At 55.1% G+C, this 15,937-nt stretch carries 17 protein-coding genes; 13 read left to right on the forward strand and 4 right to left on the reverse strand.

Annotated elements, in window-relative coordinates; genetic code table 11:
* The first annotated feature begins 73 nt into the window (after positions 1-73).
* The gene (gene malZ / locus HMPREF0201_RS03795; RefSeq protein WP_039897965.1) at positions 74-1,891 is read left to right on the forward strand and encodes a maltodextrin glucosidase; all 1,818 of its coding nucleotides are present in this window, start codon (positions 74-76) and stop codon (positions 1,889-1,891) included.
* Positions 1,892-1,948: 57 nt separating this feature from the next.
* Here malZ and HMPREF0201_RS03800 read toward each other — a convergent pair whose 3' ends face one another.
* Together HMPREF0201_RS03800 and acpH are read right to left on the reverse strand one after the other, a co-directional pair.
* On the reverse strand, positions 1,949-2,551 hold the full coding sequence (locus HMPREF0201_RS03800; protein WP_016535150.1) for a peroxiredoxin C: 603 nt from the start codon (positions 2,549-2,551) through the stop codon (positions 1,949-1,951).
* A 200-nt stretch (positions 2,552-2,751) separates the two neighbouring features.
* Positions 2,752-3,333, reverse strand: a complete 582-nt coding sequence (gene acpH, locus HMPREF0201_RS03805) for an ACP phosphodiesterase (protein WP_016535151.1) — start codon at positions 3,331-3,333, stop codon at positions 2,752-2,754.
* Between the two features lie 115 nt (positions 3,334-3,448).
* On the opposite strand from acpH, the gene queA reads away from it, so the two are divergent.
* The 7 genes from queA to HMPREF0201_RS03840 all read left to right on the forward strand — a co-directional run bounded on the left by queA (position 3,449) and on the right by HMPREF0201_RS03840 (position 10,357).
* Positions 3,449-4,519 carry a tRNA preQ1(34) S-adenosylmethionine ribosyltransferase-isomerase QueA gene (gene queA / locus HMPREF0201_RS03810; RefSeq protein ID WP_039897966.1) on the forward strand — a complete coding sequence of 357 codons (1,071 nt, stop codon included), beginning with the start codon at positions 3,449-3,451 and terminating at the stop codon, positions 4,517-4,519.
* A 221-nt stretch (positions 4,520-4,740) separates the two neighbouring features.
* Complete coding sequence (gene tgt, locus HMPREF0201_RS03815; RefSeq protein WP_016535154.1) at positions 4,741-5,868, forward strand: tRNA guanosine(34) transglycosylase Tgt; 1,128 nt, start codon at positions 4,741-4,743, stop codon at positions 5,866-5,868.
* Between the two features lie 21 nt (positions 5,869-5,889).
* A complete protein-coding gene (gene yajC / locus HMPREF0201_RS03820) occupies positions 5,890-6,222 on the forward strand; it encodes a preprotein translocase subunit YajC (RefSeq protein ID WP_008454538.1) in 333 nt (110 codons plus the stop codon).
* 27 nt (positions 6,223-6,249) lie between these two features.
* The gene (gene secD / locus HMPREF0201_RS03825) at positions 6,250-8,097 is read left to right on the forward strand and encodes a protein translocase subunit SecD (RefSeq protein ID WP_071704073.1); all 1,848 of its coding nucleotides are present in this window, start codon (positions 6,250-6,252) and stop codon (positions 8,095-8,097) included.
* Positions 8,098-8,107: 10 nt separating this feature from the next.
* Positions 8,108-9,079: a protein translocase subunit SecF gene (gene secF, locus HMPREF0201_RS03830; protein ID WP_016535156.1), complete on the forward strand. Its 972-nt coding sequence runs from the start codon at positions 8,108-8,110 to the stop codon at positions 9,077-9,079.
* A gap of 132 nt (positions 9,080-9,211) precedes the next feature.
* A complete protein-coding gene (locus HMPREF0201_RS03835) occupies positions 9,212-9,577 on the forward strand; it encodes a VOC family protein (protein WP_016535157.1) in 366 nt (121 codons plus the stop codon).
* Between the two features lie 60 nt (positions 9,578-9,637).
* A complete protein-coding gene (locus HMPREF0201_RS03840) occupies positions 9,638-10,357 on the forward strand; it encodes a helix-turn-helix transcriptional regulator (RefSeq protein ID WP_016535158.1) in 720 nt (239 codons plus the stop codon).
* A gap of 26 nt (positions 10,358-10,383) precedes the next feature.
* Here HMPREF0201_RS03840 and HMPREF0201_RS03845 read toward each other — a convergent pair whose 3' ends face one another.
* Together HMPREF0201_RS03845 and HMPREF0201_RS03850 are read right to left on the reverse strand one after the other, a co-directional pair.
* Positions 10,384-11,262 (reverse strand): nucleoside-specific channel-forming protein Tsx, encoded by an 879-nt coding sequence (locus HMPREF0201_RS03845; RefSeq protein ID WP_016535159.1) that lies wholly within the window; start codon positions 11,260-11,262, stop codon positions 10,384-10,386.
* Between the two features lie 362 nt (positions 11,263-11,624).
* Positions 11,625-12,185 carry a SadB/YajI family lipoprotein gene (locus HMPREF0201_RS03850; RefSeq protein WP_016535160.1) on the reverse strand — a complete coding sequence of 187 codons (561 nt, stop codon included), beginning with the start codon at positions 12,183-12,185 and terminating at the stop codon, positions 11,625-11,627.
* 153 nt (positions 12,186-12,338) lie between these two features.
* Between HMPREF0201_RS03850 and nrdR the strand changes: the two genes are divergently transcribed.
* From nrdR to thiL, 5 genes are all read left to right on the forward strand, one after another.
* Positions 12,339-12,788 carry a transcriptional regulator NrdR gene (gene nrdR / locus HMPREF0201_RS03855; RefSeq protein WP_016535162.1) on the forward strand — a complete coding sequence of 150 codons (450 nt, stop codon included), beginning with the start codon at positions 12,339-12,341 and terminating at the stop codon, positions 12,786-12,788.
* Between the two features lie 5 nt (positions 12,789-12,793).
* Positions 12,794-13,912 (forward strand): bifunctional diaminohydroxyphosphoribosylaminopyrimidine deaminase/5-amino-6-(5-phosphoribosylamino)uracil reductase RibD, encoded by a 1,119-nt coding sequence (ribD, locus tag HMPREF0201_RS03860; protein WP_016535163.1) that lies wholly within the window; start codon positions 12,794-12,796, stop codon positions 13,910-13,912.
* Positions 13,913-13,988: 76 nt separating this feature from the next.
* Positions 13,989-14,459, forward strand: a complete 471-nt coding sequence (ribH, locus tag HMPREF0201_RS03865; protein WP_016535164.1) for a 6,7-dimethyl-8-ribityllumazine synthase — start codon at positions 13,989-13,991, stop codon at positions 14,457-14,459.
* 20 nt (positions 14,460-14,479) lie between these two features.
* Positions 14,480-14,899: a transcription antitermination factor NusB gene (nusB, locus tag HMPREF0201_RS03870; RefSeq protein ID WP_016535165.1), complete on the forward strand. Its 420-nt coding sequence runs from the start codon at positions 14,480-14,482 to the stop codon at positions 14,897-14,899.
* Between the two features lie 63 nt (positions 14,900-14,962).
* Positions 14,963-15,937 (forward strand): thiamine-phosphate kinase, encoded by a 975-nt coding sequence (thiL, locus tag HMPREF0201_RS03875; protein ID WP_016535166.1) that lies wholly within the window; start codon positions 14,963-14,965, stop codon positions 15,935-15,937.

The raw sequence follows: 15,937 nt of genomic DNA on the forward strand, positions 1-15,937 counted from the left end.
AACCAGAATGATGAGTGATAACGCCTTATGCTGTGGCAAGGTGGCGTCATTTTTAAGCGACGGGAAAGTTACTATGTTGAATGCCTGGCACCTTCCGGTGGCGCCTTTTGTTCAAAAGGGCGAGCAAAAACTGACGATTACGCTTTGGCTGGCGGGCGATGAGCTGCCGGAAAAGGTCGTGCTGCGTGGTGAAAAGGATAACGAAGAGATCTCCGTGGTGATGGTGCGGCAAAAGTCGGCCCCGCAGGAGGGTGTGGTGGCGTGGAAGGGCGCCATTGATACCGCTGAGGGGCAGCCGCGCCGCCGCTACAGTTTCAAGCTGCTGTGGCAGGACAGGCAGCGCTGGTACACGCCGCAGGGTTTTCGTTCTACGCCGCCCGCAAGGCTGGAGCAGTTTGCGATTGATTCCCCGGACGACGGCCCGGCCTGGGTGCAGGATCAGGTGTTTTACCAGATTTTCCCCGACCGTTTTGCCCGCGGTAAAAAACGCGGTCCGGAGCAGGACAACGTCTATTTTCATCATGCCGCAGGGCATGAAATCGTCAGGCGCGAGTGGGATGAAGCGCTCACCGCCGATGCCGGTGGCTCAACGTTTTACGGCGGCGACCTGGACGGCATCAGCGAAAACCTGCCGTACCTGAAAAAGCTGGGCGTAACCGCGCTCTACCTGAACCCGATTTTTACCGCGCCAAGCGTGCACAAGTACGATACCCAGGATTACCGGCAGGTTGACGAGCAGTTTGGCGGCAACAGCGCGTTTCTGCGCCTGCGTGAGAGCACCCGCAAGCTTGGCGTGAAACTGGTGCTGGACGGCGTGTTTAACCACAGCGGGGATACGCATGCCTGGTTCGACAGGCATCAGCAGAGTGATAACGGAGCCTGCCATAATCCCGGCTCGCCGTGGCGAGACTGGTACAGTTTCTCGCAGGAAGGCAAGGCGCTGGACTGGCTGGGATATTCGAGCCTGCCCAAGCTTGATTTCCGCTCGGCTACGCTGGTGGATGAAATTTACCGTGGCGAGCAAAGTATTGTGCGCCACTGGCTACGAGAGCCGTGGGGCATTGATGGCTGGCGTCTGGACGTGGTGCATATGCTGGGCGAAGCGGGCGGCGCAAAGAACAACCTGCTGCACGTCAGCGGCATTACCCGGGCCGCAAAAGAAACCCGCCCGGATGCCTATGTCCTTGGGGAGCACTTCGGTGATGCGCGCCAGTGGCTCCAGGCGGACGCCGAAGATGCGGCGATGAACTACCGAGGCTTTACCTTCCCGCTGTGGGGCTTCCTTGCTAATACCGATATCTCTTACGACCCGCAGCATATCGATGCGCAAACCTGCATGGCGTGGATGGAAGAGTACCGCTCCGCGCTTTCTCATCAGCAGCAGCTGCGGATGTTTAATCAGCTCGACAGCCATGATACGGCGCGCTTTAAATCCATCCTCGGGAAAGACGTTGCCCGGCTGCCGCTGGCCGTTATCTGGCTTTATGCCTGGCCCGGCGTGCCCTGCGTTTATTACGGCGACGAGGTTGGGCTCGACGGAAACAACGATCCGTTTTGCCGCAAGCCGTTCCCGTGGAACAAGCGGGAGCAGGATTTGAGTCTGCTGGCGCTTTATCAGCGGCTGGGCAAACTGCGCAAGCAGAGCCGGGCGTTACGCCAGGGGGGATGCCGGGTTGTCTATGCCGAAGGCGATGTGGTGGTGTTTGCGCGCGTCTACCAGAACGAACGCGTGCTGGTGGCGATTAACCGCGGCGAGGGGATTACCGTGACGCTGCCGTGGGATGCGCTGCTCAGCGGCAGGGCGTGGACGCACCTGGAAGGCGAGGGGCTGCTGGATAACCGCGAGCTGATGCTGCCGGCGGTTTCTGCCTCCGTGTGGCGGAGCCTGTAGGCAGACAAAAACACAAAAGGCCGCATTCGCGGCCTTTTCTTCAAACGTGCTTAGCGATTACAGCTTAGCAACGTTCTCGCTCAGGTACTTGGCAACGCCGTCCGGAGACGCGTTCATGCCTTCTTTCCCTTTTTCCCACTGAGCCGGGCACACTTCGCCGTGCTCTTCGTGGAATTGCAGCGCGTCAACCATACGCAGCATTTCATCGATGTTACGACCCAGCGGCAGATCGTTAACCACCTGGTGGCGAACGATACCGGCTTTGTCGATCAGGAAGGAGCCGCGCAGCGCAACGCCAGCTTCCGGATGCTCGATGCCGTATGCTTTCTGGATTTCACGTTTGATGTCAGCAACCATCGCGTATTTAACTTCGCCGATGCCGCCTTTATCCACAGGGGTTTTACGCCATGCGTTGTGAACGAATTCGGAGTCAAAAGATACACCAACGACTTCTACGCCACGTTTCTGGAATTCTTCGTAACGCTTGTCGAACGCAATCAGTTCAGACGGGCAAACGAAGGTGAAGTCCATCGGCCAGAAGAAGACAACGGTGGCTTTACCGTTGGTGTGTTTTTTGAAGTTGAAGTTTTCAACGATTTCGCCATTGCCCAGTACGGCAGCAGCGGTAAAGTCAGGGGCCGGACGAGTAACCAGGACCATATGTACTCCTGTTAATTTTGTTAAAGTGAGGGTTAACGCAACGGGGGGAGTATAGGTGCTCCGTTCCATGTAGCTCAATGGCATCTTGCCAATCAATCAGATAGGTTTCGGCTATCAAAAACGCAATCAGAACGATGCCGGTAACCAGGATAGCCCTTTTTTATAAAAGGGCAAGATGTTGTAACGCGAACCGAGAACGATCACAAACTTTTTTGTTGCGCCATCGTTATCATGCGCGGGTAGAACTGCCAGAACAGCTGCTCGAGGGCGTCATAGTGCTTATCAAGATCCTGCCATGAGGCTCGTAAAGCATCGAGTTTTGGTCTACGGCTCGCCATGCCGTTAAGCACGTCGGCAATAAATTCCATATCCTGATAGCGCTCCAGCCAGCGTTCACGCCATAAATAATTGTTCAGGTTAATAAAACGCGGCGGCGTGTCGGAAATATGTGGCTCGATTTGCCCGCGAGCGTAGGCGACAAAGTCCTCAAGGCCAATATCCGGGCAGACGGTCGCCCAGTGGCGGGAGAGAAAATGATCCCACATGACATCGAGCGAGATCGGCGAAACGCGGCGTGTTTCGGCGCTAAACCAGGCGCGGGCGACCGCAACCTCCGGCAAACCATCCGTCAGGGCGTCAACCCGGCGGTGCATATAGATGCCGGCAACTATCTCGGGCGAAAAGCTGTCGTCCGGGTTACCGCGCACAAAATCCGCCAGCAAATTTCCCAGCAGCGAACTTCGGGCCAGATGAGCAAGATGCAGGTGGGCGAGAAAATTCATAGCGTGATTATTCCATATATGGGCTTAAAACGGCCATTGTCAGGGTAAACGTGTTGCAGGGAACGCGCCCTGCCACTAGACTAAGCCGCCTGTTTTTAAGTCTGAGTTTTTTACCATGCGCGTTGCCGATTTCTCCTTTGAACTGCCTGAATCCCTGATTGCTCACTATCCACAAGCCGAGCGTAGCAGCTGCCGTTTGCTGTCTCTGGATGGGCCGACGGGCGCGCTCGCGCATGGCACTTTCACCGATCTGCTCGATAAGCTCAACCCCGGCGACCTGCTGGTGTTCAATAACACCCGGGTTATTCCTGCCCGCCTGTTTGGCCGTAAAGCCAGCGGCGGCAAGATTGAAGTGCTGGTTGAGCGCATGCTGGATGATAAACGTATCCTCGCGCATATTCGCGCTTCAAAAGCGCCTAAGCCGGGCGCCGAGCTGCTGCTGGGCGATGATGAAAGCGTACACGCCACCATGACGGCGCGCCATGACGCGCTGTTTGAAGTCGAGTTTAACGACGAACGCAGCGTGCTGGATATTCTTAACAGCATCGGCCATATGCCGCTGCCGCCGTATATCGACCGCCCGGACGAAGAATCAGACCGTGAACTTTATCAAACGGTTTACAGCCAGAAGCCAGGCGCGGTAGCCGCCCCAACCGCCGGGCTGCATTTTGACGAGCCGCTGCTGGAGAAATTGCGTAATAAAGGCATAGATATGGCCTTTGTGACGCTGCACGTTGGGGCCGGGACCTTCCAGCCGGTACGCGTGGACAGCATCGAAGATCACATCATGCACTCCGAATATGCCGAAGTGCCGCAGGATGTCGTTGATGCCGTGCTGGCCTGTAAAGCGCGCGGTAACCGCGTAATTGCCGTCGGCACTACCTCGGTACGTTCGCTCGAAAGCGCCGCACAGGCCGCGACTAACGGCCTGATTGAACCGTTCTTTGGCGATACGCAGATCTTCATCTATCCGGGCTATAAATATAACGTTATCGACGCGCTGGTGACCAACTTCCACCTGCCTGAGTCGACGCTTATCATGCTGGTGTCCGCTTTTGCGGGCTACAAAAATACCCTGCACGCCTACCATGAGGCGGTAAAAGCGGAATATCGCTTCTTTAGCTATGGCGACGCTATGTTTATTACCTGCAATCCGCAGGCGATTAACGAGCGTCCTGGGGAGTAATTTCCCCTCACCCTGGCCCTCTCCCCAAGGGGGAGAGGGAATGATAAAGGGCAACCTCTCTTCTCGAGGAAGAGGGAATAATGCAGGTCTTATTTTTCTCCCTCTCCTTTCCAGGGAGAGGGCTGGGGTGAGGGTCAAACCATCCCCCAAATATTCCGCCGTGAGCACCGCCCACGGCGTTAATTTACTCACCAGACTGTTTCTCTGGTGCTGGAGGAAATGTGAAATTTGAATTAGATACCACCGACGGCCGCGCCCGCCGTGGCCGCCTCGTTTTTGAGCGCGGCACCGTTGAAACCCCGGCCTTTATGCCCGTGGGCACTTACGGCACCGTAAAAGGGATGACGCCGGAAGAAGTGAAAGACACCGGCGCGCAGATTATTCTCGGCAACACCTTCCACTTATGGCTGCGTCCTGGCCAGGAAATCATGAAACTGCACGGCGACCTGCATGATTTTATGCAGTGGAAAGGCCCAATCTTAACGGATTCCGGCGGTTTTCAGGTGTTCAGCCTCGGCGACATCCGCAAGATAACCGAAGCGGGCGTGCACTTCCGCAACCCGATCAACGGCGATCCTATCTTCCTCGATCCTGAAAAATCCATGGAGATTCAGTACGATCTCGGCTCCGATATCGTGATGATCTTCGACGAATGTACGCCATACCCGGCGGACTGGGATTATGCCAAACGTTCGATGGAGATGTCCCTGCGCTGGGCGCAGCGTAGCCGCGATCGCTTTGATTCTCTGGGGAATAAAAATGCGCTGTTCGGTATTATCCAGGGCAGCGTTTACGAAGATTTACGAGATATCTCGGTAAAAGGTCTGGTAGAGATAGGCTTTGATGGCTACGCTGTCGGCGGCCTGGCGGTAGGCGAGCCGAAGGAAGATATGCACCGCATTCTGGAGCATGTTTGCCCGCAAATCCCTGCCGACAAACCACGTTACCTGATGGGCGTAGGTAAACCGGAAGACCTGGTTGAAGGGGTACGTCGCGGCGTTGATATGTTCGACTGCGTCATGCCTACTCGTAACGCGCGTAACGGCCATCTGTTTGTGACGGACGGCGTGGTGAAAATCCGTAACGCCAAGTATAAGGCTGACACCGCACCGCTTGATGCAGAGTGTGATTGCTATACGTGTCGCAATTATTCACGCGCCTACTTGCATCATCTTGACCGTTGCAACGAAATACTGGGCGCTCGTCTGAATACTATTCATAACCTGCGCTATTACCAGCGTTTAATGGCTGGTTTACGCAAGGCCATTGAAGAGGGTAAATTAGAGCACTTCGTGACTGATTTTTACGAGCGGACAGGTAAGCCAGTTCCACCTTTGAACGTTGATTAATTTAATAATGAGGGAATTTTAATGAGCTTTTTCATTTCTGATGCTGTCGCTTCTGCGGGTGCTGCTCCAGGACAGAGTCAATGGACTTTGATTCCAATGTTGGTGGTCTTCGGCCTGATTTTCTATTTTATGATCCTGCGTCCGCAGCAAAAGCGTACCAAAGAGCATAAAAAACTGATGGACTCCATCTCCAAAGGGGATGAAGTGCTGACCAACGGTGGCCTGGTTGGCCGCGTAACCAAAGTAGCTGAAACTGGCTACATTGCTATCGCGCTGAACGACACCACCGAAGTGGTTATTAAGCGTGATTTCGTAGCTGCCGTTCTGCCGAAAGGCACCATGAAGGCGCTGTAATTTTCGTTTTCCCTAAGGGAACTAAACGTGTTAAACCGTTATCCTTTGTGGAAGTACATCATGCTTATCGTCGTGCTTGCGATTGGTCTGCTGTATGCGCTTCCCAACCTGTATGGTGAGGATCCGGCCGTTCAATTAACTGGCGTGCGCGGTGTCGCCGCCAGTGAACAAACGCTGATCCAGGTCGAAAACACCTTAAAACAAGAAAAAATTACCGCTAAATCTGTGGCGCTGGAAGAGGGCGCTATTCTCGCTCGCTTCGATTCTACCGATACCCAGCTGCGCGCGCGTGAAGCGCTGATGAGCGTGCTGGGCGACAATTACGTCGTGGCGCTTAACCTTGCTCCTGCCACTCCTCGCTGGATGTCCGCTATTAGCGCAAACCCGATGAAACTCGGTCTTGACCTGCGCGGTGGCGTTCACTTCCTGATGGAAGTGGATATGGACACGGCGCTGGGCAAACTCCAGGAACAAAACATTGATGGCCTGCGTAGCGATCTGCGCGAGAAAGGCATTGCCTACACCAACGTGCGTAAAGCCGATAACTATGGTGTAGATATTGTCTTCCGCGACGCGAAGTCTCGCGACGATGCCAGCACTTACCTTTCTTCCCGTCATCGCGATCTGGTGTTCTCTAACCAGGGCAGCAACACGCTGCGCGTAGTGATGAGCGATGCACGCCTGAGCGAAGCCCGTGAATATGCGGTACAGCAGAACATCAACATTCTGCGTAACCGTGTAAACCAACTGGGCGTTGCCGAGCCGCTGGTACAGCGCCAGGGTGCAGATCGCATCGTGGTTGAGCTGCCGGGTATCCAGGACACCGCGCGCGCTAAAGAGATCCTCGGCGCTACCGCAACTCTGGAATTCCGTCTGGTGAATACCAACGTTGATGCCTCCGCTGCCGCTGCAGGCCGCGTACCGGGTGACTCAGAAGTGAAGCAGACTCGTGAGGGGCAGCCGGTTGTGCTGTACAAACGCGTGATTCTGACCGGTGACCATATCACCGACTCCACTTCGAGCATGGATGAATACAACCAGCCTCAGGTTAATATCTCCCTGGACAGCGCTGGCGGTAACATCATGTCTAACTTCACCAAGGACAACATCGGTAAGCCGATGGCGACCCTGTTTGTGGAGTACAAAGACAGCGGTAAGAAAGACGCCAACGGCCGTTCCTTACTGGTGAAAGAAGAAGAAGTTATCAACGTTGCGAACATTCAGTCTCGCCTCGGTAACAGCTTCCGCATCACCGGTATCAGCAACCCGAACGAAGCTCGCCAGCTCTCTCTGCTGCTGCGCGCCGGTGCGCTGATTGCGCCAATTCAGATTGTTGAAGAACGTACCATCGGCCCAACCCTGGGTCTGGAAAACATCAAGCAGGGTCTGGAAGCGTGTCTGGCAGGCCTGGTGGTCTCTATCATCTTCATGCTGTTCTTCTATAAGAAGTTTGGCCTGATTGCGACCTCTGCTCTGCTGGCAAACCTGGTGCTGATTGTGGGGATTATGTCCCTGCTGCCGGGGGCGACGCTGACCATGCCGGGTATCGCGGGTATCGTATTAACCCTTGCAGTTGCGGTGGATGCGAACGTACTGATAAACGAGCGTATCAAAGAAGAGATCAGCAACGGACGTACGATACAGCAGGCGATTGATGAAGGTTACAGAGGCGCGTTCAGCTCCATCTTTGACGCCAACATCACCACGCTTATCAAAGTTATCATCCTGTATGCCGTGGGCACCGGGGCTATCAAAGGGTTTGCAATCACTACCGGTATCGGTGTTGCAACCTCGATGTTTACCGCAATCGTCGGTACTCGTGCCATCGTGAACCTGTTGTACGGCGGCAAACGCATCAACAAGCTGTCTATCTGAGGAGTGCGTTGTGGCACAGGAATATACTGTTGAACAATTGAACTACGGCCGTAAAGTCCATGACTTTATGCGCTGGGATTACTGGGCCTTCAGCATTTCCGGCATCCTGCTGATCCTTTCCGTCATCATTATTGGCGTGAAGGGCTTCAACTGGGGTCTGGACTTTACTGGCGGTACGGTAATCGAAATCGCGCTGGAAAAACCGGCCGATCTTGATGCTATGCGTGCTTCTTTGCAGAAGGCGGGCTTTGAAGAGCCGCTGGTGCAGAACTTCGGCAGCAGCCGCGACATCATGGTGCGCATGCCGCCTGCTAAAGGCGAAACTGGCGGCCAGGTTCTGGGCAGCAAGGTTGTAAGCGTGATTAACGAAGCGACCAACCAGAATGCGGCGGTGAAGCGTATTGAGTTCGTCGGCCCTAGCGTAGGCGCCGATCTTGCTCAAAACGGCGCTATGGCGCTGCTGGTTGCGCTGATTTCAATCCTGGTTTACGTCGGCTTCCGCTTTGAGTGGCGCCTGGCGGCCGGGGTTGTTATCTCGCTGGCTCACGACGTGATTATCACCATGGGCGTGCTGTCGCTGTTCCACATCGAGATTGACCTGACTATCGTCGCATCTCTGATGTCGGTTATCGGCTACTCGCTGAACGACAGCATCGTGGTTTCGGACCGTATTCGTGAAAACTTCCGCAAGATCCGTCGCGGTACGCCTTACGAAATCTTTAACGTCTCCCTGACCCAGACGCTGCACCGTACTTTGATTACATCGGGCACTACGTTAGTGGTTATCCTGATGCTGTATCTGTTCGGTGGCGCGCTGCTGAAAGGCTTCTCGCTGACCATGCTTATCGGTGTGACCGTGGGTACGGCTTCCTCCATCTACGTGGCGTCCGCGCTGGCGTTGAAATTGGGGATGAAGCGCGAGCACATGTTGCAGCAGAAGGTTGAGAAAGAAGGGGCGGATCAGCCGTCTATTCTGCCTTAATCCTGCTATAGCCTGATAAAACCGCAGCCTTCGTGCTGCGGTTTTTTTTCGTCCGGTGTTTTCTTGCTGACAGTATGCTGTCAGGAGGGGGTGAGTAGAGTTGCTGCTACTGACAACCAAGGAGAGCAGACAATGAACACCGTAATTAACTGGTTCGAAATCCCGGTAGACAATCTTGAGCGTGCGATCATTTTTTATCATCACGCGCTGGAGATTGATTTTCGACGGGAGCACGTTGCCGGTATCGATATGGCGATTTTCCCTCATGATAAGCCCGCTACCGGCGGCGCTTTGGTTAAAGGCGAGATGTTTACGCCATCCCGCACTGGCGCTGTGGTCTACTTGTACACGGCTAATATTGAAAAGACGCTGCTGAGAATTGGGGAGGCCGGAGGGAAAACGGTTTTTGGCCCGGAAGTCTTACCCGACAACATCGGGACCATTGCGTTAATTATTGATAGCGAAGGCAACTGCGTCGGTTTGCATCAGCCGGCATAAGCCCGGATACTGAAATAAGAGCCTGCCATTCCGGCGGGCTTCACTGCAGGCCTGTTTATTATGAGCCGAAGAGCCGACCGGCTATTTCAAATCGTACAAATTCTTCGCGGCAGACGCTTAACAACGGCAGCCCAGTTGGCCGAGCGGCTGGAGGTTTCTGAGCGCACGATATACCGCGATATCAGAGATCTTTCTTTGTCGGGTGTGCCTGTCGAAGGTGAGGCCGGGTGCGGCTACCGTCTGTTGGCCGGTTATGATCTGCCGCCGTTAATGCTCACTGCTGCTGAGGTTGAGGCGGCGGTTGCGGCGCTAAGAATGGTACAAACCTGGAGCGGTGAGGCGCTGGCGAAGTCGGCTGAGTCCGTCCATGAAAAGCTGATGGCGATACTGACCCCGGAAAAACGTCGAGTGGCGGAGCAAAGCCGCATTATCTCTCCTGATTTTAATAAATTTCCTCAGGTAAAGATCTGGTTTGATCTTCTCCATACCGCAATTGGCGAGCTGAAGGTGGTTCACCTCAGTTATGAGAATGAGAAGGGGGAGCTTTCAGAGCGCGATATTCATCCGCTGGGATTATCGTTCTGGGGAGAGATTTGGATTGTGGTGGCCTGGTGCGAGGAACGCGACGATTATCGCAGTTTCAGGCTGGATCGCTGCCGTGACATGCGTGTGACCGAACGCCGCTATCAGGCGCGTCACGATCGCTCATTACAGGACTTTATTTCGCTTCAAAAGCGTAAAGGGATGCCTGTTTTATCAAAAGAAAAGCCGGTCTGTTGACCGGCTTTTGTCTTCATGCGAAGTGCTTAGAAGTTGTAGCCTACGACGAAGTAGCCACCCCAGCCGGTCGCGTGAACGGTGCCGTCCATCCAGTTCAACTGAGTGCCGTCGTTCCACTGGCCGCCGTTATGGAAGTAACGGGCAACGATGGAGTAGTGCAGGTGAGCGTAGTTCAGGGAAAGGATATGGCTGGAAGCGATAGAGTTGTTGCTACGCTGTTTCAGGCCGTTAGTGCCGTATCCGCTGGTATCGCCCAGGTCTGAACCCCAGTCGAAGTTGGTGAAGCCGATGTAGCTCAGGTTACCGCCCCACAGGGAAGTAATTGGCACGAAGTATTTCACCTTGAAGCGGTAGCCATCCCACTCGTTTTCGTTGTTGGCTTTGTAGTTCTGCCACTGGTATTTGGCGTACACGTTCATGGACAGGCTCATCGGCAGGCCGGTGTCGATGTCGGTACCCAGACCCATGTACCAGGTGCTCTGGCGGCCGGTAGCGTTACGACCCATGTCGTAGATGTAGTTGTTAGCAACATACCATTCTTTGAACGGGCCAAAGCTCAGATCTGCGCCGGTCAGCTTGTCGATGGAGAAGCGAGGTTCGATTTCCATAAACAGTGGGGAACCGTGGTTCCAGATACCTTTCGCCTGGGTGTTACCGCCGAAGAAGACCGGTGCATCCATATAGCCGTAGAAATCGAACCAGTCTTTTTTGGCGAAAGCTTCGTATTCCAGATAGGTATCGTTGCGCAGCTGCGGCCCGAAGCGGGTGTGGTAGCTGCCGACAACGTTAACACTCTGGTGCCACCAGTCGGAGAGGTATTCGCTGTTTTTTGCTTCTTCTGCGCTGGCAGAGAAAGAGCTGGAAAGTGCCAGAACGGTGCCGGCTGCCAGAATAATTTTTTTCATATTTTTAGCCACTGTTTACGTAATTTTGGTGCGAAGCGGATGTGAGATGTCATCCATGGCCGCGGGTTCCAGGGGGAGGACCTTAGCAGCGCGACTATTATAGAAATCCCTGCTCACAAAAATATGTGCTATTTCACATTCTTCTCATATGCGTAATCGATTGCGTTCACGTTTGCGCACAATAAAAACGGCGTGATTGTACCTGCTTCGTCAAATTACGCAAACAAGCGTCAGGTTGTTACAGATAAATGTGACGGGTGTCACGCTGTTGGCGGGCGAGAAACAGGGATTTTGCTTCGCATTTTGTGCGGGCGGTGTGAAAGAGTGTGACGAACTCCCCCGCCGGGCAGGGGAGACGAAGATTACTGCGCTGGGCTAACCGGTGAGGACGAAGCTGGCTGTATGTCGTGAACGCGCACAAAGCCCAGCTGTTCCGGGGTAATGCCGGATAAACGCAGCGGAATGGAGACGTCGCTTGGCGCCAGGATGCTGGCCGGGGCTTCGATTTGCTGCGTCTGAACGTTAACTTCCTGGAAGCTGTCCGTGGTGCCCTGGATCTGGCCCCACTCAACCTTGCCGCTGAAGGCCGGAAGCGGGCTGTTAGACTCGCTCTTAATCAGCAGCGTGGCGCGGGTGCCGTTTGCCTCCGCCGCCACGTTAGTCAGCGACATTTTAAGGCTGCCGAGCTGGCTGTTCAGGCGTGCCGCCGTGTTCGAGCCGGGGAGCAGGTAAACGCCGGTCGTTGATTTGGCGTTCAGGGCATTTTGCTGAGTCAGTTTTACCGTTTGCTGGCTGAGCTTCGTCATTTCCTGGTTTAGCGAGCCGATTTGGCTGCGCATCTGGCGCACTTCGGTTTGCTGGGCGCAGGCGGTCAGGCTCATCAGGCTGGACACCAGGATAATTCTTAGGTAAGTCTTTGTCATGATTGTTTTTTCCTCATTGCCGTTCTCTGATTTAAGCGTAGTTCAGGCAAACTGGAAAGCGCTATTTCTCTCTGCCGGGGCGGCGGTGCCTTTGTACTCCCGCGACTTCGCGGTAAACTATTGTTCATCTTTATAATCCCAGCAGGAAACGCCATGCATTGCCCATTCTGTTTCGCCGTGGACACCAAAGTAATTGACTCTCGCCTGGTGGGTGAAGGTTCATCCGTACGCCGTCGGCGCCAGTGCCTGGTTTGTCACGAACGTTTCACCACCTTCGAAGTGGCCGAGCTGGTGATGCCCAGAGTGGTGAAGAGCAATGAGGTGCGTGAGCCATTTAACGAAGACAAACTCCGCAGCGGCATCCTGAAAGCGCTCGAGAAGCGCCCGGTTAACTCCGACGACGTAGAAATGGCTATCAGCCACATTAAGTCGCACCTTCGAGCAACGGGCGAACGAGAAGTGCCGAGTAAACTGATTGGCAACCTGGTGATGGAGCAGCTAAAGAAGCTGGATAAAGTCGCCTATATTCGCTTCGCCTCGGTCTACCGCAGCTTTGAAGATATAAAAGAGTTTGGTGAAGAAATCGCCCGTTTACAGGATTAGAACCGATGTCCCTTGATGAACAGTTTATGGCTCGTGCGCTTGAGCTGGCTAAGCGCGGACGTTTTACTACGATGCCGAACCCAAATGTCGGCTGCGTAATTGTTAAAGACGGCAAAATTGTTGGTGAAGGTTTTCATTTTCGCGCCGGTGAGCCGCATGCCGAAGTTCATGCTCTGCGCATGGCGGGCGAGCAGGCTCGCGGGGCAACGGCCTATGTGACCCTCGAACCTTGTAGCCACCACGGGCGCACGCCGCCGTGCTGCGATGCGCTTATTGCCGCTGGCGTGGCGCGGGTGGTTGCCGCTATGCAGGATCCTAACCCGCAGGTTGCCGGGCGCGGGCTTTACCGCCTGCAACAGCAGGGCATCGAGGTCAGCCACGGCTTAATGATGAACGAGGCCGAAGCGCTGAATCGCGGATTCCTCAAGCGTATGCGCACCGGTTTTCCATTTATTCAGCTTAAGCTCGGCGCTTCGCTGGATGGCCGCACCGCGATGGCAAGCGGGGAGAGCAAATGGATAACGTCTCCTCAGGCGCGCCGCGACGTTCAGCGCCAGCGCGCACAAAGTGCCGCTATCCTTTCAAGTAGCGCTACCGTACTGGCGGACAACCCCTCGTTGACGGTACGCTGGGACGAGCTGGATAGCGCAAGCCAGTCGCTCTATGAGCAGCAAAATCTGCGCCAGCCGATCCGCATCGTGGTGGACAGCCAGAATCGCGTTACCCCCGGTCATGCTCTGATTAACCAGCCGGGCGAAACCTGGCTGGCTCGCACCCGGGCAGATGAAGAAAGCTGGCCTGAAGGCGTGGAACAGCTGCTGGTGCCGGAGCATAACGGCCATCTCGACCTGGTGGTATTGATGATGCAGCTTGGCAAACGCCAGGTGAATTCAGTCTGGGTTGAAGCCGGTGCCACCCTCGGCGGCGCGCTGCTGCAGGCGGGGCTGGTGGACGAGCTTATCGTCTATCTGGCGCCTAAGCTGTTGGGCAACGATGCCCGCGGTTTATGCGCGCTGCCGGGGCTCGAAAAACTTGCCGATGTGCCGGAATTCAGCTTCAGCGAAGTCCGCCAGGTCGGCCCCGATTTGTGCCTGCACCTGACGCCGGTTTATGGGCGTCAGTAAAACGTAAGCAGTCACGAAAAGATTATGATAAAATCCGCCCCCCTGCGGGGCTAAACAGAACCCGTAAAGGAAGATTATGAACATTATTGAAGCAGCTGTTGCTACTCCAGACGCTCGCGTCGCCATCACCATCGCGCGTTTTAACAACTTCATCAACGACAGCCTGCTGGAAGGTGCTATTGACGCCCTGAAACGTATCGGCCAGGTGAAAGACGAAAACATCACCGTGGTTTGGGTACCGGGCGCTTACGAGCTGCCGCTGGCCGCAGGCGCGCTGGCGAAAACCGGTAAGTACGACGCGGTTATCGCGCTCGGCACCGTGATTCGTGGCGGCACTGCGCACTTCGAATACGTTGCCGGCGGTGCCAGCAACGGTCTGTTAAGCGTTGCCCATGACAGCGGTATTCCTGTTGCCTTTGGCGTGCTGACCACTGAAAGCATTGAACAAGCCATCGAACGCGCTGGTACTAAAGCCGGTAACAAAGGTGCCGAAGCTGCACTGACCGCGCTTGAAATGATTAATGTATTGAAAGCCATTAAGGCCTGATTTTTTGTAAGGGGAAATCCGTGAAACCTGCTGCTCGTCGCCGCGCCCGTGAGTGTGCCGTCCAGGCGCTCTACTCCTGGCAGTTGTCCAAAAACGACATCTCTGATGTTGAATATCAGTTCCTGGCGGAACAGGACGTCAAAGACGTTGACGTTAACTATTTCCGCGAGTTGCTGAGCGGGGTGGCAACTAACAGCGCGTATCTGGATGGGCTGATGAAGCCTTACCTGTCTCGTCTGCTCGAAGAGCTGGGCCAGGTGGAAAAAGCGGTACTGCGCATTGCGCTGTTTGAACTGTCGAAACGTGACGATGTGCCATACAAAGTGGCCATCAACGAAGCGATTGAACTGGCAAAAACCTTCGGTGCCGAAGACAGCCACAAGTTCGTTAACGGCGTTCTCGATAAAGCCGCTCCAGCCATTCGTCCCCACAAAAAGTAATCTTCTGGCCGGGTTCTACCCGGCCTGCTTCTTTCTGCAACTGACATTCTTGAGGTATTACGCATGGCATGCGGTGAGTTTTCCCTGATTGCCCGTTACTTCGATCGCGTAACAAGTTCCCGTCGTGATGTGGAAACCGGTATTGGCGACGATTGTGCGCTGCTGTCGGTCCCCGAAAAACAGCTGCTGGCCATCAGCACCGATACGCTGGTCTGCGGGAACCACTTCCTGCCGGATATCGATCCGCGCGATCTGGGTTACAAAGCTCTGGCAGTTAATTTAAGCGATCTGGCCGCAATGGGCGCAGATCCGGCCTGGCTGACGCTGGCCTTAACGCTTCCTGAAGTCGATGAAGAGTGGCTTGCCGCCTTCAGCGACAGCCTGTTTGAACAGCTGGATTATTACGATATGCAGCTGATCGGCGGCGATACAACCCGTGGCCCGCTCTCTATGACGCTGGGTATTCACGGCATGATCCCTGCCGGGCGCGCGCTTAAGCGCAGCGGCGCAAAAGGCGGGGATTGGATCTACGTTACCGGTACGCCGGGAGACAGTGCCGCCGGGCTTGCCATTGTGCAAAACAGGCTCCAGGTTGCCGACCTTCAGCATGCTGAATATTTACGCAAGCGCCACCTACGGCCAACGCCTCGCGTGCTGCACGGCCAGGCGCTGCGCGATTTAGCTAACAGCGCCATCGATCTGTCAGACGGCCTGATTTCCGATCTCGGCCATCTTCTCAAAGCCAGCGACTGCGGCGCGCGAATCGATCTCGATCAGCTGCCTTATTCCGAAGCGATGCTTATGCACGTTGAGCCGGAGCAGGCGCTGAAGTGGGCGATGGCGGGCGGAGAAGACTACGAGCTGTGCTTCACCGTACCGGAACTGAACCGCGGCGCGCTGGAAGTGGCGATTGGCAACCTGGGCGTGCCTTATACCTGCATCGGCCAGATTGTTTCTGCTTCTGAAGGGCTACAGTTCACGCGTGACGGTAAGCCTGTGACGCTGGACTTGAAAGGTTACGATCACTTTTCTTGCTAG

Origin of the sequence: Cedecea davisae DSM 4568, assembly GCF_000412335.2 — a bacterium.
Lineage (GTDB): Bacteria > Pseudomonadota > Gammaproteobacteria > Enterobacterales > Enterobacteriaceae > Cedecea > Cedecea davisae.

Coding starts and splice junctions, on each gene's coding strand:
- queA (WP_039897966.1), top strand. CDS start 3,449: ATGCGCGTTGCCGATTTCTCCTTTGAACTGCCTGAATCCCTGATTGCT.
- HMPREF0201_RS03850 (WP_016535160.1), bottom strand. CDS start 12,185: ATGACAAAGACTTACCTAAGAATTATCCTGGTGTCCAGCCTGATGAGC.
- HMPREF0201_RS03845 (WP_016535159.1), bottom strand. CDS start 11,262: ATGAAAAAAATTATTCTGGCAGCCGGCACCGTTCTGGCACTTTCCAGC.
- HMPREF0201_RS03800 (WP_016535150.1), bottom strand. CDS start 2,551: ATGGTCCTGGTTACTCGTCCGGCCCCTGACTTTACCGCTGCTGCCGTA.
- ribD (WP_016535163.1), top strand. CDS start 12,794: ATGTCCCTTGATGAACAGTTTATGGCTCGTGCGCTTGAGCTGGCTAAG.
- malZ (WP_039897965.1), top strand. CDS start 74: ATGTTGAATGCCTGGCACCTTCCGGTGGCGCCTTTTGTTCAAAAGGGC.
- nrdR (WP_016535162.1), top strand. CDS start 12,339: ATGCATTGCCCATTCTGTTTCGCCGTGGACACCAAAGTAATTGACTCT.
- HMPREF0201_RS03840 (WP_016535158.1), top strand. CDS start 9,638: ATGAGCCGAAGAGCCGACCGGCTATTTCAAATCGTACAAATTCTTCGC.
- thiL (WP_016535166.1), top strand. CDS start 14,963: ATGGCATGCGGTGAGTTTTCCCTGATTGCCCGTTACTTCGATCGCGTA.
- ribH (WP_016535164.1), top strand. CDS start 13,989: ATGAACATTATTGAAGCAGCTGTTGCTACTCCAGACGCTCGCGTCGCC.
- HMPREF0201_RS03835 (WP_016535157.1), top strand. CDS start 9,212: ATGAACACCGTAATTAACTGGTTCGAAATCCCGGTAGACAATCTTGAG.
- yajC (WP_008454538.1), top strand. CDS start 5,890: ATGAGCTTTTTCATTTCTGATGCTGTCGCTTCTGCGGGTGCTGCTCCA.
- acpH (WP_016535151.1), bottom strand. CDS start 3,333: ATGAATTTTCTCGCCCACCTGCATCTTGCTCATCTGGCCCGAAGTTCG.